The organism is Leisingera sp. ABM4_060, from assembly GCF_056158765.1.
Map to the genome: position 1 here is coordinate 3086587 of NZ_JBSWTX010000001.1, position 18698 is coordinate 3105284.

The 18698-nt window shown below is 60.8% G+C and carries 17 protein-coding genes and 1 pseudogene; 8 read left to right on the forward strand and 10 right to left on the reverse strand.

Annotation, left to right across the window (positions count from 1 at the left end):
• Nucleotides 1–2 precede the first annotated feature (2 nt).
• From hemW to rph, 3 genes are read right to left on the reverse strand one after another with little or no spacing between them, the layout of a single operon-like run.
• A complete protein-coding gene (gene hemW, locus ACXAEH_RS14755) occupies nucleotides 3–1157 on the reverse strand; it encodes a radical SAM family heme chaperone HemW (RefSeq protein ID WP_475033829.1) in 1155 nt (384 codons plus the stop codon).
• On the reverse strand, nucleotides 1150–1764 hold the full coding sequence (gene rdgB / locus ACXAEH_RS14760; protein WP_475033831.1) for an RdgB/HAM1 family non-canonical purine NTP pyrophosphatase: 615 nt from the start codon (nucleotides 1762–1764) through the stop codon (nucleotides 1150–1152). Before rdgB ends, hemW begins: the two co-directional genes overlap by 8 nt.
• On the reverse strand, nucleotides 1761–2474 hold the full coding sequence (gene rph / locus ACXAEH_RS14765) for a ribonuclease PH (RefSeq protein ID WP_039126493.1): 714 nt from the start codon (nucleotides 2472–2474) through the stop codon (nucleotides 1761–1763). Before rph ends, rdgB begins: the two co-directional genes overlap by 4 nt.
• Before the next feature lie 143 nt (nucleotides 2475–2617).
• Here rph and hrcA point away from each other — a divergent pair, with 143 nt between their 5' ends.
• Both hrcA and ACXAEH_RS14775 read left to right on the forward strand, forming a co-directional pair.
• Entirely contained in the window at nucleotides 2618–3682 is a 1065-nt protein-coding gene (hrcA, locus tag ACXAEH_RS14770; RefSeq protein WP_475033832.1) for a heat-inducible transcriptional repressor HrcA, read from the forward strand.
• Between the two features lie 9 nt (nucleotides 3683–3691).
• Nucleotides 3692–4252 carry a nucleotide exchange factor GrpE gene (locus tag ACXAEH_RS14775; RefSeq protein ID WP_039126498.1) on the forward strand — a complete coding sequence of 187 codons (561 nt, stop codon included), beginning with the start codon at nucleotides 3692–3694 and terminating at the stop codon, nucleotides 4250–4252.
• 87 nt (nucleotides 4253–4339) lie between these two features.
• On the opposite strand, the gene mutS is transcribed toward ACXAEH_RS14775, so the two are convergent.
• Together mutS and ACXAEH_RS14785 are read right to left on the reverse strand one after the other, a co-directional pair.
• Nucleotides 4340–6970, reverse strand: a complete 2631-nt coding sequence (mutS, locus tag ACXAEH_RS14780; protein ID WP_475033833.1) for a DNA mismatch repair protein MutS — start codon at nucleotides 6968–6970, stop codon at nucleotides 4340–4342.
• Nucleotides 6971–7073: 103 nt separating this feature from the next.
• The gene (locus ACXAEH_RS14785) at nucleotides 7074–7907 is read right to left on the reverse strand and encodes a flagellin N-terminal helical domain-containing protein (RefSeq protein ID WP_475033835.1); all 834 of its coding nucleotides are present in this window, start codon (nucleotides 7905–7907) and stop codon (nucleotides 7074–7076) included.
• Between the two features lie 298 nt (nucleotides 7908–8205).
• On the opposite strand from ACXAEH_RS14785, the gene ACXAEH_RS14790 reads away from it, so the two are divergent.
• Both ACXAEH_RS14790 and ACXAEH_RS14795 read left to right on the forward strand, forming a co-directional pair.
• A complete protein-coding gene (locus tag ACXAEH_RS14790) occupies nucleotides 8206–10461 on the forward strand; it encodes an NADP-dependent malic enzyme (protein WP_475033836.1) in 2256 nt (751 codons plus the stop codon).
• 6 nt (nucleotides 10462–10467) lie between these two features.
• A pseudogene (locus ACXAEH_RS14795) lies at nucleotides 10468–11341 on the forward strand (ribokinase).
• 78 nt (nucleotides 11342–11419) lie between these two features.
• Here the strand turns inward: ACXAEH_RS14795 and msrA are convergent.
• Nucleotides 11420–12085 carry a peptide-methionine (S)-S-oxide reductase MsrA gene (msrA, locus tag ACXAEH_RS14800; RefSeq protein WP_475033837.1) on the reverse strand — a complete coding sequence of 222 codons (666 nt, stop codon included), beginning with the start codon at nucleotides 12083–12085 and terminating at the stop codon, nucleotides 11420–11422.
• A gap of 148 nt (nucleotides 12086–12233) precedes the next feature.
• On the opposite strand from msrA, the gene ACXAEH_RS14805 reads away from it, so the two are divergent.
• Together ACXAEH_RS14805 and ACXAEH_RS14810 are read left to right on the forward strand one after the other, a co-directional pair.
• The gene (locus tag ACXAEH_RS14805) at nucleotides 12234–13142 is read left to right on the forward strand and encodes a D-amino acid aminotransferase (protein WP_475033839.1); all 909 of its coding nucleotides are present in this window, start codon (nucleotides 12234–12236) and stop codon (nucleotides 13140–13142) included.
• Nucleotides 13142–13855, forward strand: a complete 714-nt coding sequence (locus ACXAEH_RS14810) for a sulfotransferase-like domain-containing protein (RefSeq protein ID WP_475033840.1) — start codon at nucleotides 13142–13144, stop codon at nucleotides 13853–13855. The genes ACXAEH_RS14805 and ACXAEH_RS14810 overlap by 1 nt, the downstream gene beginning before the upstream one ends.
• A 70-nt stretch (nucleotides 13856–13925) precedes the next feature.
• Here the strand turns inward: ACXAEH_RS14810 and ACXAEH_RS14815 are convergent, their stop codons facing one another.
• From ACXAEH_RS14815 to ACXAEH_RS14825, 3 genes are all read right to left on the reverse strand, one after another.
• Nucleotides 13926–14210, reverse strand: a complete 285-nt coding sequence (locus ACXAEH_RS14815; RefSeq protein ID WP_475033842.1) for an SCP2 sterol-binding domain-containing protein — start codon at nucleotides 14208–14210, stop codon at nucleotides 13926–13928.
• A gap of 78 nt (nucleotides 14211–14288) precedes the next feature.
• On the reverse strand, nucleotides 14289–14753 hold the full coding sequence (locus tag ACXAEH_RS14820; RefSeq protein WP_475033844.1) for a DUF1810 domain-containing protein: 465 nt from the start codon (nucleotides 14751–14753) through the stop codon (nucleotides 14289–14291).
• Entirely contained in the window at nucleotides 14750–15976 is a 1227-nt protein-coding gene (locus ACXAEH_RS14825) for an argininosuccinate synthase (RefSeq protein ID WP_475033846.1), read from the reverse strand. Before ACXAEH_RS14825 ends, ACXAEH_RS14820 begins: the two co-directional genes overlap by 4 nt.
• 138 nt (nucleotides 15977–16114) lie before the next feature.
• Here ACXAEH_RS14825 and ACXAEH_RS14830 point away from each other — a divergent pair, with 138 nt between their 5' ends.
• Together ACXAEH_RS14830 and ilvA are read left to right on the forward strand one after the other, a co-directional pair.
• On the forward strand, nucleotides 16115–16882 hold the full coding sequence (locus ACXAEH_RS14830; protein WP_475035636.1) for a hypothetical protein: 768 nt from the start codon (nucleotides 16115–16117) through the stop codon (nucleotides 16880–16882).
• A 73-nt stretch (nucleotides 16883–16955) separates the two neighbouring features.
• Nucleotides 16956–18182, forward strand: coding sequence for a threonine ammonia-lyase IlvA (gene ilvA / locus ACXAEH_RS14835; RefSeq protein ID WP_475033848.1), 1227 nt, complete (start codon nucleotides 16956–16958; stop codon nucleotides 18180–18182).
• 13 nt (nucleotides 18183–18195) lie between these two features.
• Here the strand turns inward: ilvA and ACXAEH_RS14840 are convergent, their stop codons facing one another.
• Complete coding sequence (locus ACXAEH_RS14840; protein WP_475033849.1) at nucleotides 18196–18519, reverse strand: Hpt domain-containing protein; 324 nt, start codon at nucleotides 18517–18519, stop codon at nucleotides 18196–18198.
• Nucleotides 18520–18698: the final 179 nt, after the last annotated feature.

Genomic DNA, 18698 nt, shown 5'->3' on the forward strand with positions numbered 1-18698 from the left:
CTTCAATCCATCAACAGTTCGCGGAGAACCGCATTCAATACCGCGCGGCCATGATCAGTTGCGCGTAGCCTTTGCTCCGAGATAGTGACCATGCCGAGCTGTACAAGGTTATCAAGCCGGCTTTTAGGGAGATTCCGGCCGGCGAGCTGGGAATAGCGCACCATATCCAGACCTTCGAAAAGGCGCATCCCCATCATCAGGTATTCGGCTGCAGCATCTTTGGCTGTGAGAGCTTCGCGTAGGGATTCACCGTTACCCTTGCCGGCGGCTTGCAGCCAAGCCCCTGGAGCGAGGTGGGTTTCAGTTGCGTATCGAATGCCGTTCAGGGTGAGGCGGCCATGGGCGCCTGGGCCGATCCCGGCATAGTCGCCATAACGCCAATAGATCAGGTTGTGGCGGGATTCCGAGCCGGGTTTGGCATGGTTGGAAATCTCATAGCCGGCCATGCCGAAGTCTGCGCAGATCTCCTGAGTGGCCAGATACATGTCGGCAGCGGTGTCATCGGTGGGCAGGTTGCGTAGTTTACCGCGGGCGTAGCGGTCACCGAATGCGGTGCCGTCCTCGATAGTGAGCTGGTAGAGCGAAAGGTGGTCAATGGCCATCGACAGCGCTTCGCGCAGTTCGGCCTGCCAGGCCTCCAGGGTCTGGCCTTGGCGGGCATAGATCAGGTCAAAGCTCACTCGGTTGAAACAGTTGCGGGCGATGTCAAAGGCGGCCTTGGCTTCGGAAACGCTGTGGATGCGGCCCAGCCGGCGCAGATCCTCGTCGTTCAGAGCCTGAATGCCCATGGAGACCCTGTTGACGCCGGCGTCGCGGTAGCCGGCAAAGCGAGTGGCCTCAACGGAACCCGGGTTTGCTTCAAGAGAGATCTCTATGTCATTGGCAAAGGGCCAGATTTCACGTGCCTTCTCGATAACGGCAGACACGGTTTCCGGCTGCATCAGGGACGGGGTGCCGCCGCCGAAGAAAATCGAGTTCAGAACGCGACCTGACAGCTGTTCCGAGAGTCTGTCCAGTTCGGCCAGATAGGCCCTAACCCATAGGTTCTGGTCTATTTTTGCGGAGACATGACTGTTGAAGTCGCAATAGGGGCATTTGGCCTGGCAAAAGGGCCAATGCACGTAAAGGCCAAAGCCCCCATTGCGCCAGTCATCCACCGAAACAGCCCTGGACGAATTGGGCCACCGCCTTGCCGCGATGGCTGATCTTGTTTTTCTCCGCCGGATCCATTTCGGCGCAGGTGATGCTGTAGCCGTCGGGCTGGAACATCGGGTCGTAGCCAAAGCCGTGCGCACCGCGGATCGGCCAGACCAGCTGCCCGGGCATCACGCCTTCGAAGACTTCGTCGTGGCCGTCGGGCCAGGCAATGACCAGGGTGCAGCGGAACTGGGCGGTACGGGGGGCGCCGGCACCGGCAGCGTTCAGCTCATCATTGGCGCGGGTCATTGCCATCTTGAAGTCGCGGCCGCTGGGGGTTTCAGCCCAGTCGGCGGTGTAGACACCGGGGGCGCCGTTCAGCGCGTCGATGGTGATGCCGGAGTCATCGGAGAGGGCAGGGAGGCCGGTGGCCTTGGCGGCGGCATGGGCCTTGATCCGGGCATTGCCGACGAAGGTGTCTTCGGTCTCTTCCGGTTCCGGCAGATCCATCTCGCCGGCGCCGACAACGCTGACGCCGAAGGGGGCGAGGATCTCGGAGATCTCGTGCAGCTTGCCCTTGTTGTGGGTGGCGACAAGCAGCTTGCCGCCTTCCAGTTTGCGGGTCATTTGCAGGCGGCCTTCTGCATTTCGGCCAGCTCAGACGTGCCTTGGGCAGCCAGGTCCATCAGCTGGTTCATCTGGTCGCGGGAGAAGACGGAGCCTTCGGCCGACATCTGCACTTCGATCAGCTTGCCGGAACCGGTCATGATGAAGTTGCCATCGACGCCGGCCTCGGAATCTTCCGGGTAGTCCAAATCCAGCACCGGCTGGCCGGCATAGATACCGCAGGAAACGGCAGCAACCGGATCCAGCAGCGGGTCGATCTGCACGTCGCCGGCTTTCATCAGCTTGTTCACGGCCAGGCGCAGCGCCACCCAGCCGCCGGTGATCGAGGCGCAGCGGGTGCCGCCGTCAGCCTGCAGCACGTCGCAGTCGACGGTGATCTGGCGCTCGCCCAGGGCAACGCGGTCGACGCCGGCCCGCAGGGCGCGGCCAATCAGACGCTGGATTTCAACGGTGCGGCCGCCCTGTTTGCCCGAGGAAGCCTCGCGGCGCATGCGGGTGTTGGTGGCACGGGGCAGCATGCCGTATTCGGCAGTGACCCAGCCCAGGCCGGTGCCCTTGATGAACGGCGGCACACGGTCTTCGATGGTGGCGGTGCACAGAACATGGGTGTCGCCCATCTTGATCAGGCAGGAGCCCTCGGCGTGTTTGGTGAAACCGGTCTCGATCGAGACGGCGCGCATTTCATTCAATTCTCGTCCGGAGGGTCGCATGGTATATCCTTTTGCTGTTGGCTTGGGGATAGCCCCCGGAACCAAGGCGATGCAAGCCCGATTGACCTTTTGGCCTGCTGCTCTTTAATGACATCTTGGCAGCGGCTTCTTATGTTGAAACCGCAAGACATGCTGGAAGGCCGATGAGTGACCCGCAAAACATTCTGCAGGATCTGAACGACCGCTCGCGGGAGGTGTTTCGGACGGTAGTGGAAAGCTATCTTGAGAGCGGCGAGCCGGTTGGCAGCCGTACTCTCACGCGATCGTTAAGCGAGAAGGTCAGCGCGGCGACAGTCCGCAATGTGATGCAGGACTTGGAGTATCTGGGTCTGCTGGATAGCCCGCATGTCAGCGCCGGCCGGGTTCCGACGCAGCTGGGTCTGCGGATGTTCGTTGACGGGCTGCTGGAAGTCGAGGATCTGAAAGCGAAGGACCGCGAGAAGATCGACGCGACCCTTGGAAAAAACGCCGGAGATGTGGGCGGCATGCTGGACCGGGTCGGGGCGGCGCTGTCGGGCGTTACGCAAGGGGCGTCCCTGGTGCTTACTCCCAAGCATGAGGCTGAGATCCGCCATATCGAATTTGTCTCGCTGGCGTATGACCGGGCATTGGTGGTGCTGGTGTTTTCGGATGGCCATGTGGAGAACCGTCTATTCACACCACCGCCAGGGCAAACGCCGAGTTCCATGCGGGAGGCGGCGAATTTCCTCAATGCGTTGATCGAAGGGCGGACGCTGAGTGAAGTGCAGCGTCAGATCCAGACTGAGATCGCAGCGCGGCGGCAGGAGATCGACAGCCTGGCACACGCCATGATTGAAAGCGGCTTGGCGGTCTGGGAAGATGACGGCAGTGAGCAGGCCCGGCTGATTGTGCGGGGCCGGGCGAATCTTCTGGCCGAAACCGGCGCCGCGGAGGAGCTGGAGCGGATCCGCACCCTGTTTGACGACTTGGAGCGCAAGCGGGACATTGCCGAATTCCTGGAACTGACCGAGGACGGCGACGGCGTGCGCATTTTTATCGGTTCGGAAAACAAACTTTTCTCACTTTCGGGTTCCTCTTTGGTGGTGTCTCCCTATATGAACGCGGATCGAAAGATCATTGGTGCGGTGGGGGTGATTGGCCCGACGCGCCTGAATTACGGACGGATCGTGCCGATTGTGGACTATACGGCACAACTGGTCGGCAAATTGCTGTCGGACCGGAGTTAGAGGTGAAACATGGCAGAGCTCAAGGACGAAGACTTTCTGGATGACATCGCCGCCGCCGAGGCGGAAGAGCTGGCGGCGCAGACCGAGGAATTTGATGATGCCTCACTGGAAATCGATGCGCTCCGGGCGGAACGGGATGAGCTGAAAGACCGCTTCATGCGGGCGCTAGCGGATGCCGAAAACGCCCGCAAGCGCGGCGACAAGGCACGCCGGGAAGCAGAGAACTATGGCGGTTCGAAACTGGCCCGCGACATGCTGCCGGTCTATGACAACATGAAGCGCGCAATTGAAGCGGCGACCGATGAGCAGCGGGAAGTGTCTGCGGCGCTGATCGAAGGCGTGGAGCTGACCATGCGCTCGCTGCTGGGCGTGTTTGAGAAGCACGGCATCCGGATTGTCTCGCCCGAGGTTGGCGACAAGTTCGACCCCAAAGTGCATGAAGCGATGTTCGAGGCGCCGGTGCCGGGCACCAAGGCGGGCGACATCATCCAGGTGTCGGCGGAAGGTTTCATGCTGCACGACCGGCTGCTGCGCGCGGCGCAGGTTGGCGTGTCGTCGACGCCGGCATAAGGTGGTGCGCCCTTGCGGGCGCTGCCGCCGGCGGGAGTATTTTTAGAAAGATGAAGAGGCGGGTCCGGTTGAGGCCCGCCTTTCTCTTTAAGTGGCTGCGTCTTTGAGTTTGTAGAGCATCTCCAGCGCTTCGCGGGGAGACAGGTCATCCGGGTGGATGTCTGCAAGCAGCTGCTCCGCCGGCGAGGGGCCGGATGGGGCTTTCGGTTGCGGCGGCGGCGCGGCGGCGAAGAGGGGCAGGTCGTCGATCTGGATCTTGCTGCCGCCTTCGCGGCTGCCTTGTTCCAGCATGTCGAGGACGTCGCGCGCTCGGGCAACTACTGAAGCTGGCAGGCCGGCCAGCTGGGCTACTTGCACACCATAGGAGCGGTCGGCGGCGCCTTTGCGGACTTCATGCAGGAAGATCACCTCGCCTTCCCATTCCTTGACGGCAACGGTGGCGTTGTCGACGCCTTCCAGCTTGGCTGCGAGCTGGGTCAGCTCATGGTAGTGGGTGGCAAACAGCGCGCGGGAGCGGTTCACCTCGTGCAGGTGCTCCAGTGTCGCCCAGGCGATCGAAAGCCCGTCATAGGTGGCGGTGCCGCGGCCGATCTCATCCAGGATCACCAGGGCGCGGTCGTCAGCCTGGTTCAGGATGGCGGCGGTTTCGACCATCTCGACCATGAAGGTGGAGCGGCCGCGGGCCAGGTCGTCGGAGGCGCCGACGCGGCTGAACAACTGGCTGACGAGGCCGATATGGGCGGCTTCGGCCGGGACATAGCTGCCCATCTGGGCGAGCAGGGCAATCAGCGCATTCTGGCGCAGGAAGGTCGATTTACCAGCCATGTTGGGGCCGGTCAGCAGCCAGACCGCGGCGCCGTCCTGGGCGGTGAGGTCACAGTTGTTGGCGACAAAGGCCTCGCCGCCTTGCTGGCGCAGGGCCTGTTCCACCACTGGGTGGCGGCCGCCTTCCACGTGGAACCCCCGGCTGTTGTCGACTTTGGGGCGGATCCAGTTTTCGCCGCGGGCCAGATCGGCAAGCCCGGTCAGCAGGTCCAGCTCGGCTAGTCCGCGTGCGGCGGTGTTGAGCCGGGCTGCACAGTCCAAAATAGCGCCTGAAAGCCCTGCATAGAGCCGTTTTTCGATCTCCAGAGCAAGGTTTCCAGCGTTAAGAATGCGGGTCTCGATCTCGCTGAGTTCCACCGTGGTGAAACGCACCTGGTTGGCGGTGGTCTGGCGGTGGATGTAGGTCTCGTTCAGCGGCGGCGACATCATCTTGTCCGCGTGGGTCGCGGTGGTTTCGATGAAATAGCCCAGCACGTTGTTGTGCTTGATTTTCAGCGAGCCGACGCCGGTGTGTTCGGCATATTGCTTCTGCATCGAGGCAATGACCGAGCGGCCCTCGTCGCGCAGGGTGCGGGCTTCATCCAGTTCCGGATCATAGCCGGTGGCGATGAAACCGCCGTCACGCGCCAGCAAGGGCGGCTCGGCGATGAGGGCCGCGTCGAGCAGGGAGAGCAGGTCATCAAACCCTTGCAGATCGGACATGGCGCGGGTCATCAGGTCGGGCAGATCCAGGCCGGCGCAGAGTTCAGCAATCACCTCTGCCTGAGAAAGCCCGTTGCGGATTGCAGCCAAGTCGCGCGGACCGCCGCGCTCCAGGGCGAGGCGGGAAAGGGCGCGGTCGAGGTCAGGTGTTTTGCGCAAGGCGGCGCGCAGATCCTCGGCGGTCTGCGCCTGGTCAACCGTGAAGTCCAAGGCTGCAAGGCGCTGGTGGATCACATCCAGATTGCGCGAGGGGCTGGACAGGCGCTGTTCCAGCAAGCGGGCGCCGCCGGGCGTAACGGTGCGGTCCACCACCGACAGCAGCGAACCGGCACGGCCACCGGAGAGCGACCGGGTCAGTTCCAGATTGCGGCGGGTGGCGGCGTCGATCTGCACCACCCGGTCCTGGGCCTCCTGCTGCGGCGGCTGCAACAGCGGCAGCTTGCCTTTCTGGGTGATCTCCAGATAGTCGATCAGGGCACCCATGGCCGAGACCTCGGCGCGGGTGAAGGTGCCGAAGCCATCCAGGGCGCTGACGTTGAACAGGCTGCAGATACGTTTCTCTGCTGCGGTGCTGTCAAAGCTGGCCTTGCCCAATGGGGTCAGCGGAATCTTGTATTCGTCCGCCAGCGGCAGGGCGGCGTCATAGGCGGGACCGTCGGCGACAATCAGTTCCGATGGCGCCAGCCGGGCCAGCTCTGGCGACAGGCGGACACGGGCTACCGGCATCACGTGAAACGCGCCGGTGGAGATGTCGGCCCAGGCCAGGGCGGCCTCGTCACGCAGTTCGGAGTAGGAGACCAGAAAGTTGTGGCGGCGCGCCTCCAGCAGGGAATCCTCGGTCAGGGTGCCGGGGGTCACCAGCCGTACCACGTCGCGTTTCACTACGGATTTGGAACCGCGTTTCTTGGCCTCTGCCGGGCTTTCCATCTGTTCACCTACGGCGACGCGGAAACCCTTGCGGATCAGTGTCAGCAGGTAGCCCTCGGCGGCATGAACCGGCACGCCGCACATCGGGATGTCTTCGCCGTTATGCTTGCCGCGTTTGGTCAGCGCGATGTCCAGGGCTTCGGCTGCGTTGACCGCGTCCTCAAAGAACATCTCGTAGAAATCGCCCATCCGGTAAAAAAGCAGCGCGTCTGCATGCGCTGCCTTGATCTCGAGATACTGCGCCATCATGGGCGTTACGGTCATTGGAGGTCCCCCGGGGTCGTCTTTGCAAGACATCTACAATGGGGGCGGAGCGAGGAAAACCCGGATATGCCTGCCGCCCAGGGGGTCCGGCGGCAGGCTGCTGTCAGTAAAGGTTGCGCAGGGTGTCGGGCATCGTGTTGACGATGGAGAGCGACAGCGTACTCAGCTGTTGCTGTGCCTGCAGCGCCAGCAGCTTGGTTGCGGCTTCCTCCATATTTGTGTCGATCATCGAGCTGATACCGCGGGTGAGCGTATCCGACTGTTTGCTGATATAGTCGCCTTGGCCAGCGAGTTGATTGGCACTTGCCCCCAAAGCTGCAGAGCCATCGACTGCGTAGGCTAGAAAGCCCTCGATTTCGCCCAGTGCAGTCAGGGCGCTGGCGCCGTCAGTGATGGCGGTGCGGCTGCCGAGATCAAACAGCGGGCTACCTTCAAAATCCACACCGTCAATGCTGAGGGTGCTCAGGCTGCCATCGCTGGAAATCGCTGAGGGCACTGTCAGCCCGGTGCCGCCGGAGCCGTTGACATCGGTCTTGAGCAGGTTCACCCCGTTGAAGCCGGAGGAAGAAATGATCGAACTGATCTGTTCCGTTTTCTTTGCTATGGCGGCTTCGAACTTGCTGAAGTCGCCCATGCCGCTGGCCGCCATCACCGCCAGCGACCGCATTTCCGTCAGGGTTTCGGTGATCTGTTCCGCCCCGGCAGAGGCGACCGCGACGGTGGCTTCGCCCAGGGAAAGCGAGTCTGAGACCGATTGCAACCCGGCGACATCCGAGTTCATCAGCTCGGAAATGGCCCAGAGGGCCGCGTTGTTCTGCACGGTATTGACGTGCTGGCCGGTGGAAATGCTGTCTTGCACAGTGTTGAGCTGGCTGTTGGTGCCGCCCAGAGTCTGCAAGGCAACCATCGCGCCGGAATTATTCTGGAAGTTTATCATTCCACATTGTTCCTTTGATCCTATGCCCGGTCTCCGGGCGGACAGAGGCCGTTCTGACAAATGCTGGCCAGGCTTGGACTTCGGCCCGCAGCGCCACCTGGCGGGCAGGTGCGGGTTAACATCTACTAAAGAATTACAGCGTTCGGCTGTCTACTTTAAGGCGAAAACTTGACGGTATTTATCGTCTTTTAGCCGCATTTATCTCAATTCTGGCTATACAAATTCTTGAAACCCTTGATTGAGGGCCGCGGTTGGCTGGGATAAGACGGTCTCCGACGAGGAGAGGACACGAGTTTCAATGCCCAAATCAAAGATCACCAACGAAGAAGCCCTGGCGTTCCACCTGCAGCCGACGCCGGGGAAATGGGAGATCAACGCCACCGTCCCGATGACCACGCAGCGGGATCTGTCGCTGGCGTATTCCCCGGGTGTGGCCGTGCCTTGCGAAGCGATCGCAGAAAATCCGGAAACCGCCTATGACTACACCAACAAGGGCAACCTGGTTGCGGTGATTTCCAACGGCACGGCGGTGCTGGGCCTGGGTAATCTGGGGGCCCTGGGCTCCAAGCCGGTGATGGAAGGAAAATCGGTTCTCTTCAAGCGGTTTGCCGATGTGAACTCGATCGATATCGAGCTGGACACCGAAGACCCGGACAAGTTCATCGAAGCGGTGCGCCTGATGGGGCCGACCTTCGGCGGCATCAACCTGGAAGACATCAAGGCGCCTGAATGCTTCATCATCGAGCAGCGCCTGAAGGAAGAGATGGACATTCCGGTCTTCCACGATGACCAGCACGGCACCGCGGTGATCTGCGCCGCCGGTCTAATCAATGCGTTGCATCTGTCGGGCAAGAAGATCGAGGATGTGAAAATTGTCCTGAACGGTGCCGGCGCGGCGGGCATCGCCTGTATCGAACTGCTGAAGGCCATGGGGGCGCGGCACGAGAATTGCATCGTCTGCGACACCAAGGGCGTGATCTTCCAGGGCCGCACCGAAGGCATGAACCAATGGAAATCGGCCCATGCGATCAGCACCGATCTGCGCACGCTGGAAGAGGCCATGCGCGGGGCTGACGTTTTTCTTGGCGTGTCTGTCAAAGGCGCGGTGACCCAGGAGATGGTTGCCTCGATGGCCGACAACCCGGTGATCTTTGCGATGGCCAACCCGGATCCGGAAATCACCCCGGAAGAGGCACATGAGGTGCGGGTGGATGCCATTGTCGCCACCGGCCGCTCGGATTACCCGAACCAGGTCAACAACGTGCTGGGCTTCCCCTACCTGTTCCGCGGCGCGCTGGACATTCACGCCCGTGCCATCAATGACGAGATGAAGATCGCCTGCGCCCATGCCCTGGCCGCCCTGGCCCGTGAAGACGTGCCGGACGAGGTGGCGCTGGCCTATGGCAAATCGCTGTCCTTTGGGCGCGATTATATCATCCCGACGCCGTTCGACCCGCGGCTGATCCACCGGATTCCTCCGGCGGTGGCCAAAGCCGGCATGGATACCGGCGCCGCCCGCCGTCCGATTGTCGATATGGATGCCTATGAGGTTGGTCTGAAATCCCGGATGGATCCAACCGCCTCGATCCTGCGCGGGCTGAATGCGCGGGCCCGCTCGGCTCAGTCGCGGATGATCTTTGCCGAGGGCGACGATCCGCGGGCGCTGCGCGCCGCCGTCATGTACCAGCGTTCGGGCTTTGGCAAATCTCTGGTGGTGGGCCGGCAGGAAGACGTGCGCGCCAAGCTGGAGAAAGCCGGCCTGGGCGATGCGGTGCGCGAGCTGGAGGTGGTAAACGCTGCCAACACTCCGCATTTCGATGCCTACAAGGATTTCCTCTACAGCCGCCTGCAGCGCAAGGGCTTTGACCACAAGGACATCCACCGCCTGGTTGGCCGCGACCGGCATGTGTTCTCGAGCCTGATGCTGGCGCATGGCCATGGCGACGGGCTGGTGACCGGGGCGACCCGCAAATCCGCGCATGTGCTGGAGCGGATCAATCATGTGTTTGATGCCGACGCTGCCCATGGCGTGGCAGGTGTTACCGCGCTTTTGCACAAGGGCCGGATCGTGCTGATCGGAGACACGCTGGTGCATGAATGGCCGGACGAGAACCACCTGGCCAACATTGCTGAACGCGCCGCCGGGGTGGCCCGGCACATGGGGCTTGAGCCGCGGGTGGCTTTTGTCAGCTTCTCCACCTTTGGCTACCCAGTGTCGGAACGGGCCGAGAAGATGCATGTCGCGCCCACCGTGCTGGATCAGCGCGGCGTCGATTTCGAGTATGAAGGCGAGATGACAGTCGATGTGGCGCTGAATGAGCGCGCGCAGCGCTACTACCCGTTCCAGCGCCTAACCGGCCCGGCCAATATCCTGATCGTGCCGGCCCGCCATTCCGCTTCAATCTCGGTCAAGCTGATGCAGGAAATGGGCGGCGCCACGGTGATCGGCCCGATCCTGTCCGGCATCGACAAGCCGATCCAGATCTGTTCGACCACCTCCACCACCAATGACATTCTCAACATGGCGGTGCTGGCAGCCTGCAACATCGGGTGATTTGATATGGCGGTCTGGAACCTGGGCTCGATCAACGCGGATATGGTTTATGCCATGCCGCATCTTCCGGCGGCGGGGGAAACTCTTGCCGCCTCCGGCCTGGACAGGTTCTTGGGCGGCAAGGGCGCCAACATGTCAGTGGCCGCCGCCCGCGCCGGCAGCGAGGTGTTTCACATCGGTGCGGTTGGGCCGGACGGTGCCTGGGCCCGGGAGCGTCTGGCGGGGTATGGTGTGGACACCAGCCATGTCACTGAAACGGAGACCCCCACAGGCCATGCGATCATTGCGGTTGAGCCTGATGGCGAAAACCAGATCATCCTGTTTCCCGGCGCCAACCGGGCACTTGCGGTGGAGCAGCTGATCCGGGCGCTCTCCAAGGCCGCGGAAGGTGATACTCTGGTGATGCAGAATGAAACCGGCCTGCAAGCAGAGGCTGCGGAACGGGGCCGGCAGCTGGGGTTGCGGGTCTGCTACGCAGCTGCACCCTTTGATGCGGGCGCAGTGCAGGCGGTGCTGCCTCATCTCGATTTCCTGATTCTGAATGAGGTCGAAGCCCGCCAGCTTCAGGCTGCGACGGGCAAGGCGCCGGGGGCAATTGGCGTCAAGGATGTGATCATCACGCTTGGCGCAAAGGGCGCCCGGCATATTGATGGCGAGACTGGAACTGTGCGCGACGTGCCAGGCCCGGCCGGTCACCGCGGTGGATACAACAGGTGCCGGCGACACGTTCACCGGCTACGTGCTGGCCGGTTTGGACCAGGGGCTGGCAATGGCCGAGGCAATGGCAATTGCCAGCCGCGCCGCGGCGCTGATGGTGACGCGTCATGGCACTGCAGATGTCATTCCCTATCTAAACGAAGTCCAGGCCGCCAAGTTCTGATACCGGACGGCCTGCTTCTTTCTGGTTCGGAATACTCCGGGGGAATTGGCCGTCAGGCCAAGGGGGCAGCGCCCCGCTTCAATGCCCTTTGGCAAAGGGGGCGGCATCCCCCCACAATTGCGCCACCCGCGCGTCGCGGCCGCAGGCCTGGCGGTAGCGTTTGTAGGCGGCCGCCTGCCGTTTGGGGCCAAAGCGGGTAAACACCAGGCTTTCTCCTTTGTAGTAGTCCTGGTGGTAGTCTTCTGCCTTGTAAAAGGTTCCCGCCTGCAGGACCGGTGTCACGATTTCTTGCCCGAGGGCCGATTGCGCTTCGGCTTTTACTTGTTTGGCGAGGCTCTTTTCCGCAGAGTCAGAGACAAACACCGCCGTCCGGTAGCTTTCGCCGCGGTCGCAGAACTGGCCGCCTGCATCGGTGGGATCGACCGAGCGGAAGAACAGCTCCAGAAGCCTCTCCCGAGATACTTTTGCCGGGTCAAAAGTGATCTGCACCGCCTCATAGTGGCCGGTTCCGCCGCGGGTCACGTCCTTGTAGGTCGGGTTTTCCAGCTTGCCGCCGGTATAGCCCGAGACGGCTTCAATCACTCCGGGCACGCTTTCGAAATCGCTTTCGACACACCAGAAACAGCCTCCGGCCACAGTTAGCGTTTCAGGGGACTGAGCCCGCAACGGGTTGGTTTGCGCCAGGGTGCCGATGGCAATCAGCCCCATCAGGGCCAGGGGTTTCAGGGTTTCCAGAACACGCATTGTCTGACTCCATTACATTTGACGCTACCCTGCCGGCTGCGAGGCCATGGCTCAACCCGCTGATACCGGGTTTCACGGACAGGTGACGGCAAGTTACTGCTTGGAAATTGGATCCAATATTACTAGGTTGCGCCGGCAGGAGGACATCATGACCGATAAGATGAGCACCCATCAGGCCGAAGAAGATCAGCGCAACGAAGAGATTCTGATCTATCTGAATGGTGAAACCGTCCCCAAGGCCGAGGCCAAGGTAAGCGTCTATGACAGCGGTTTCATGCTAGGGGACGGTGTCTGGGAAGGGCTGCGGCTGTATAACGGGACATGGGCCTTTATTGATGAGCACCTGGACCGGCTTTTCGAGGCTGCCAAGGCCATTGATCTGGATATTGGCATGGACCGGGAAGCTGTCAAAAACGCGGTGTTAGAGACACAAAAAGCCAATAGCATGACGACGGATGCCCATGCCCGCCTGATGGTCACTCGCGGGGTGAAGACGCGGCCGTTCCAACATCCATCCCTGTCGCGGCAGGGGCCGACCATGGCGATCATCATGGAGCACTCGCGCCCCAATCTGCCGCGGCCGATCAAACTGGCGACGGTGCCGCATATCCGCGGGCTGCCGATGACTCAGGACCCCAAGCTCAACTCGCATTCCAAGCTGAATTGCATCATCGCCTGTGTGGCGGCCGAGAAGGCCGGTGCGGATGAGGCGCTGATGCTCGACGTGAATGGCTTTGTGAACACCACCAATGCCTGCAACTTCTTCATTGTGCGCAAAGGGGAGGTTTGGACTTCGACCGGAGATTACTGCATGAACGGGATCACCCGGCAGAAGGTGATCGATCTGTGCCGGGAAAACGGCATTCCGGTTTATGAGCGGAACTATTCGCTGGTCGACACCTATGGTGCGGACGAGGCCTTCCTGACCGGGACCTTCGGGGCGCAGACACCAGTGGGGGATATTGACGGGCGGCAGATCGGCAGCGGGCAAATGGGCCCGGTGACCGAGCACATCCGGGGCTTGTACAAGGCGCTCATCGAACGGGAGTGCGCCTGATGCGGATTGCCATGTGGTCCGGACCGCGCAACCTGTCGACGGCTATGATGTATGCCTTTGCCAACCGTGGCGATTGTGCGGTGGCGGATGAACCGTTTTATGCAGCCTACCTGGCGATGACCGGCCTGGATCACCCAATGCGGGCGGAGATTCTGGACAGCCAGCCGCGGGACCCTGATGCTGTAGCCGCGGCCTTGCTTGGGCCGGTGCCGGCGGCCAAGCCCTATTTCTATCAGAAGCACATGACTCACCACATGATCCCTGGTGTCCCGCGGGATTGGATGCGGGATGTGAAAAACGTCTTCCTGATCCGGCATCCGGCCCGGGTGATTGCCTCTTATGCGGTGAAACGGGAGAATCCGGCGCTGGAGGATATCGGGTTCCGCCAGCAGGCCGAGCTTTTTGATCTGGTGCGCAGCTGGGGGCAAACGCCTGTTGTTGTGGACAGCCATGATATCCGTCAAGACCCGGCAGGCAAGCTAGAACAGCTGTGCGACACCATTGGAATGCCATTTTCACCAAAAATGCTGAGCTGGGCCCAGGGCGGGCACCCGGACGATGGTGTCTGGGCCGCACATTGGTATGGGGCAGTCTGGGACTCTACCGGTTTTGCCGGCCCTGAAGGGGAATTGCCGGAGGTGCCAGAGGCGCTGAAGCCGGTGCTGGACGCAGCGATGCCGTATTACGAGCGGATGAAATCGGCCAGGATCTGAGTGGAGGAGGGGCTTTGCCCCTCGCGCCTGCGGCGCTCACCCCAGGATATTGTTGGCCAGAAGAAGAGTTTCAGGAAATCAATTTGCTGAGTCTCATGGCAACGCTCATATCGCCGGAGATCCTGATCTTGCCCATCATCACGGCTGTCATCGGGTTGAGTTTTCCGGTCAGCAGTTTGGTAAGGTTTTCGGTGGAGAGCCGCAAGGTGCAGTCGGTGTTCCGGTCTGTGGTGCTGGCGTTTCCGTCTGCCAGGACAATGACACCGTCTGCGCCGCAATCGAATTTGAGGGAACCGTCAAAGCGCTTGCCGGTCAAACCCTTCCGGATGCTCGCGGCCATATCGTCCAGCGCCATGTATTCCTCCCCTGCTTATGGCAGGGTTAGGCGGCCATGGGCTCTCCGGCAATATTGACCAAAGGGGAGGGCTGGGTGTTACCCGGCGGCAAGCGCGTCTTGAGTCAACGGGCAGGGCTGACCGCCAAAGAAGGTGCCGAGCACCTGCTGAAACTCCCGGGGCGCATCCGGGACCGCAGCGAACAACGTCATTGAGGAGCGCAGTTTCTTGGCGTCGGTATCGCCGAGGATCCGCGCGGCATCCAAGCCCTGATGTATCAGCATCAGCCGGCTGACTTCGACCAGGCGGGCGCGCAGTTTTTCGTGATTCAGATAGGCAGTGGCTTCTGCGAGATCTTCGATCCCGTAAAGCTGCGCCATATGGGAGCGGCCGAGTTCGGCCAGCTGGGGGAAGACGAACCACATCCAGTGGCTCGTCTTCTGTCCGGCAGAGAGTTCACTCAGAACATCCGCCCATACGGTGTCCTGAGCTTCGACGAACATATCCAGCTCTTCCGCGAAATCGTCCTCGAACTCGCCGTCTATGTCGTCAAAGCCGCTCATTTCTTCGTGCGGCGCTCGCGAGCTGCCAGCAGCTTGAGACGCAGCGCGTTCAGCTGGATGAAGCCTGCGGCGTCTTTCTGGTCGTAGGCGCCGGCATCTTCCTCGAAGGTCACATGCGCCTCAGAGTAGAGCGAGTTTTCGGACCAGCGGCCAACAGTGTTCACCGAGCCCTTGTAGAGCTTCACGCGCACGGTGCCGGAGACATGGGTCTGGCTGGCGTCAATCGCAGCCTGCAGCATTTCGCGCTCCGGCGAGTACCAAAAGCCGTTATAGATCAGCTCGGCGTATTGCGGCATCAGCTGGTCCTTCAGGTGCATCGCGCCGCGGTCCATGGTGATGGATTCGATGCCGCGGTGGGCTTCTAGCATGATGGTGCCGCCCGGGGTTTCATAGATGCCGCGGGATTTCATGCCGACAAAGCGGCCTTCGACCAGGTCGAGGCGGCCGATGCCGTGCTTGCGGCCGTATTCATTGAGCGCGGTCAGGATGGTTGCCGGCGACATCGCTTCGCCGTTGATCGCAACCGGATCGCCCTTTTCAAAGGTGATCTCGATGAATTCCGGGGTGTCCGGCGCGTCTTCCGGGTGCACGGTGCGCTGGTAGACATAGTCGGGCGCCATTTCCGCCGGATCTTCCAGAACCTTACCCTCAGAAGAGGTGTGCAGCAGGTTGGCGTCGACCGAGAAAGGCGCCTCGCCGCGCTTGTCCTTGGCGATCGGGATCTGATGCGCCTCGGCGAATTCCAGCAGCTTTGTGCGCGAAGACAGGTCCCACTCGCGCCAGGGCGCGATCACCTTGATGTCGGGGTTCAGCGCATAAGCTGCCAGTTCGAAACGGACCTGGTCGTTGCCTTTGCCGGTGGCGCCATGGGAGACGGCATCGGCGCCGGTCTGTTCCGCAATCTCAACCAGGCGCTTGGAGATCAGCGGGCGGGCGATGGAGGTGCCCAGCAGGTAGAGACCCTCGTAGACCGCATTGGCGCGGAACATCGGGAACACGAAGTCGCGGACAAATTCCTCGCGCACATCTTCGATGAAGATGTTTTCCGGCTTGATGCCCAGCATTTCCGCTTTCTTGCGGGCGGGCTCCAGCTCTTCACCCTGGCCGAGATCGGCGGTGAAGGTGACAACTTCGCAGCCGTATTCGGTCTGCAGCCATTTCAGGATGATCGAGGTGTCGAGGCCGCCGGAGTAGGCGAGCACAACTTTCTTGGGCGCGGACATGGAATTCCCTCTCAGGTCAGAACGCCTGCGGCGTAACGGGTTTTGCCCGGAAGGGCAAGGTTGTCCGGGGTTTTCTAATCCGCCGGGCACGCATAACGTGCGCGGCGAATATGAAGGATCTATTGGAGAACGCTGGCAATGAAAGCGTGGTCGATTTTTGTGCACTCAGTAGGATTACTAGTTAGAAATTTTCCGCAAGCCGTCCAAATAGGCTTGGTTCCAGTTGTGTTGACCTTTGCTGCTGATATCGGGTTTTCTGCCGCAACTGGTGTACCCGTCTCTACTTGGTATGACGAGGCAGCGTTGCAGCAGTTGATTAGCAATGGTTCGGTTGCGTTGCTTCTGTGGCTGATTGTTGCTTTGCTGTTTTCGGTTGTGGTCTTTTTGTGGATTGCTGTGTCTTGGCATCGCTTCGTGTTGCTAGAAGCCTATCCCGAAGGATGGATACCGGCTTTTCCAACAGAGCGGGTTTTTGCATATGCAGGACACGTGGTTTTGCTGATGCTTATGGCTGTACTGTTTGCATTCCCAGTCATCGTTGTCACGATTGTAGTCGCCCAGATGGCGCCCGTTTGGGCTTCAATGCTAATGCCAATAGTTTTTCCGGTTGTCGTTATGGTCGTAATGTTCCGCTATGGCTCAGTTTTGCCCGGTGCTGCGATCGGTAAGCCAATCAAACTCGGTGAAGCTTGGCAGGCTACTTCTGGTGCGACTGGTACAATCACAGTGCTTGTCATTATTCTTCTTGTTTTCCAGTTTGTTGTTCAATCTGCGTCAAACTGGTTTTGGCAGGTTCCTCTACTCGGACCGTTTTTTGCCTATGCCCTGAACCTACTAACTTCGCTGGTAAATGTCAGTATCCTGACAACATTCTACGGCCACTATGTCGAAGGCCGCCCGGTCTAAGCTCCCGGTATTCTTATGTATGCTGCGCGCCCGCCCCTTGCCTTGGGGGCGGGCATGCGCCACTGAAGGATGCATGAGCGATTTCAAGACCCAAGCCCGCGCTGCTGAACAGGCAATGCGCGATGTATTCCCTGCAACTCCGCTGCAGCGCAATGTGCATCTGTCCGAACGCTTTGGCGCGGACATTTACCTGAAGCGCGAAGACCTGAGCCCGGTTCGTTCCTACAAGATCCGCGGCGCGCTGAACGCGATGCGCAAGCAGCCGGATCAGGAGCTGTTCGTTTGCGCATCGGCTGGGAACCATGCCCAGGGTGTCGCCTTCATGTGCCGGCACATGGGCAAGCGCGGGGTGATCTTCATGCCGGTCACCACGCCGCAGCAGAAGATCCAGAAGACCCGGATGTTCGGCGGCGGCAATATCGAGATCCACCTGGTCGGCGACTATTTCGACATCTGCCTGGCCGCCGCGCAGGAGTGGTGCGCCAAGGAGGGCGGGCATTTCCTGTCGCCCTTCGACGATGCCGATGTGATCGAAGGCCAGGCCTCGATCGCGGTGGAGATAGAAGCGCAGCTGGGCAAGGCGCCGGACCATGTGATCCTGCCGGTTGGCGGCGGCGGCATGTCTTCCGGCGTTGCTTCCTGGTTTGGCGATGAGGTGCACAGCTTGTTTGTGGAACCCTCTGGCGGTGCCTGCCTGCGCGCGGCGCTGGCTGCCGGCAAACCAGTGGCGCTGGAGCATGTCGATACCTTTTGCGACGGCGCTGCGGTGGGCCGGATCGGCAATCAGACCTTTGACATCCTGAAGGACGTGCCGCTGCCGGATGTGCTCAGCGTGGCCGAGGACCGGATCTGCGCCACGATCATCGAAATGCTGAACGTTGAGGGCATCGTGCTGGAGCCGGCCGGGGCGCTGGCGGTTGAGGCGCTGCAGGACGTGCGCTCCTGGATCCGCGGCAAGACCGTGGTGTGCCTGACGTCAGGCGGTAACTTCGATTTTGAACGCCTGCCCGAGGTCAAGGAACGGGCACAGCGCTATTCGGGAGTGAAGAAGTATTTCATCCTGCGCCTTCCGCAGCGGCCCGGTGCGCTGAAGGAGTTTCTGGGCATCCTGGGTCCGGAGGATGATATCGCCCGGTTCGAATACATGAAGAAGTCGGCCCGCAACTTTGGTTCGGTGCTGATCGGCATTGAAACCAAGCGGCCGGAGAATTTCGAGCTGTTGTTCGCGCGGCTGGACGCAGCGGGGATGACCTTTACGGACATCACCCAGGACGAGACTCTGGCGCAATTCGTGATCTGACGCCAGGCGGCGGTCAGAACTTTTCGGCCATTCCGGCCAGAAAGGCCGATTTCGAATCGTGGAACTTGGCAATGATGGCGGGGACGTCAACGCTGCCTGCTTCGCCTTGTGCAGATTTTCTTTCGCCGCTGAGGCATAATTCCGAAAAGTCTGCAAACCCGAGGTTGAGCGCACTGCCTTTCAGAAAATGCAGGTCCTGCTCCAGCTGGCTGCGGTCGCCGCCCTGCAGCTTGCCGATGACCTCCTCGACTTCTTCAAGAAAGATTTCAACGACTTCCTCGAAATCCTCTGCCCCAACTTCTTCACGCAGCTCGGTCACGCGCGGCCAGTCTATCATGTAAAAGCGTCCTTACGATCTGTCGGGATGGGTCATTTCTTAAGTTGCTTGCAGTAAAAATATAGTGAATTAAAGGGGGAAGCTCAAATTTTAGGTTTCACCGCCTGTTAAATTTCTGGACCGATAGTATCACAAGATCAATCTGATTTTGCCATTTGTGAGGTGCCTTCGGTGCTGCC

What these genes read in the sequence shown, in the direction of transcription:
- ACXAEH_RS14830 (WP_475035636.1), top strand. Translation starts at nt 16,115, where the DNA reads ATGAAAGCGTGGTCGATTTTTGTGCACTCAGTAGGATTACTAGTTAGA.
- rdgB (WP_475033831.1), bottom strand. Translation starts at nt 1,764, where the DNA reads ATGACCCGCAAACTGGAAGGCGGCAAGCTGCTTGTCGCCACCCACAAC.
- msrA (WP_475033837.1), bottom strand. Translation starts at nt 12,085, where the DNA reads ATGCGTGTTCTGGAAACCCTGAAACCCCTGGCCCTGATGGGGCTGATT.
- ACXAEH_RS14775 (WP_039126498.1), top strand. Translation starts at nt 3,692, where the DNA reads ATGGCAGAGCTCAAGGACGAAGACTTTCTGGATGACATCGCCGCCGCC.
- ACXAEH_RS14840 (WP_475033849.1), bottom strand. Translation starts at nt 18,519, where the DNA reads ATGATAGACTGGCCGCGCGTGACCGAGCTGCGTGAAGAAGTTGGGGCA.
- ACXAEH_RS14790 (WP_475033836.1), top strand. Translation starts at nt 8,206, where the DNA reads ATGCCCAAATCAAAGATCACCAACGAAGAAGCCCTGGCGTTCCACCTG.
- ACXAEH_RS14820 (WP_475033844.1), bottom strand. Translation starts at nt 14,753, where the DNA reads ATGAGCGGCTTTGACGACATAGACGGCGAGTTCGAGGACGATTTCGCG.
- ACXAEH_RS14785 (WP_475033835.1), bottom strand. Translation starts at nt 7,907, where the DNA reads ATGATAAACTTCCAGAATAATTCCGGCGCGATGGTTGCCTTGCAGACT.
- ilvA (WP_475033848.1), top strand. Translation starts at nt 16,956, where the DNA reads ATGAGCGATTTCAAGACCCAAGCCCGCGCTGCTGAACAGGCAATGCGC.
- ACXAEH_RS14825 (WP_475033846.1), bottom strand. Translation starts at nt 15,976, where the DNA reads ATGTCCGCGCCCAAGAAAGTTGTGCTCGCCTACTCCGGCGGCCTCGAC.
- mutS (WP_475033833.1), bottom strand. Translation starts at nt 6,970, where the DNA reads ATGACCGTAACGCCCATGATGGCGCAGTATCTCGAGATCAAGGCAGCG.
- ACXAEH_RS14815 (WP_475033842.1), bottom strand. Translation starts at nt 14,210, where the DNA reads ATGGCGCTGGACGATATGGCCGCGAGCATCCGGAAGGGTTTGACCGGC.
- ACXAEH_RS14810 (WP_475033840.1), top strand. Translation starts at nt 13,142, where the DNA reads ATGCGGATTGCCATGTGGTCCGGACCGCGCAACCTGTCGACGGCTATG.
- ACXAEH_RS14805 (WP_475033839.1), top strand. Translation starts at nt 12,234, where the DNA reads ATGACCGATAAGATGAGCACCCATCAGGCCGAAGAAGATCAGCGCAAC.
- hrcA (WP_475033832.1), top strand. Translation starts at nt 2,618, where the DNA reads ATGAGTGACCCGCAAAACATTCTGCAGGATCTGAACGACCGCTCGCGG.
- rph (WP_039126493.1), bottom strand. Translation starts at nt 2,474, where the DNA reads ATGCGACCCTCCGGACGAGAATTGAATGAAATGCGCGCCGTCTCGATC.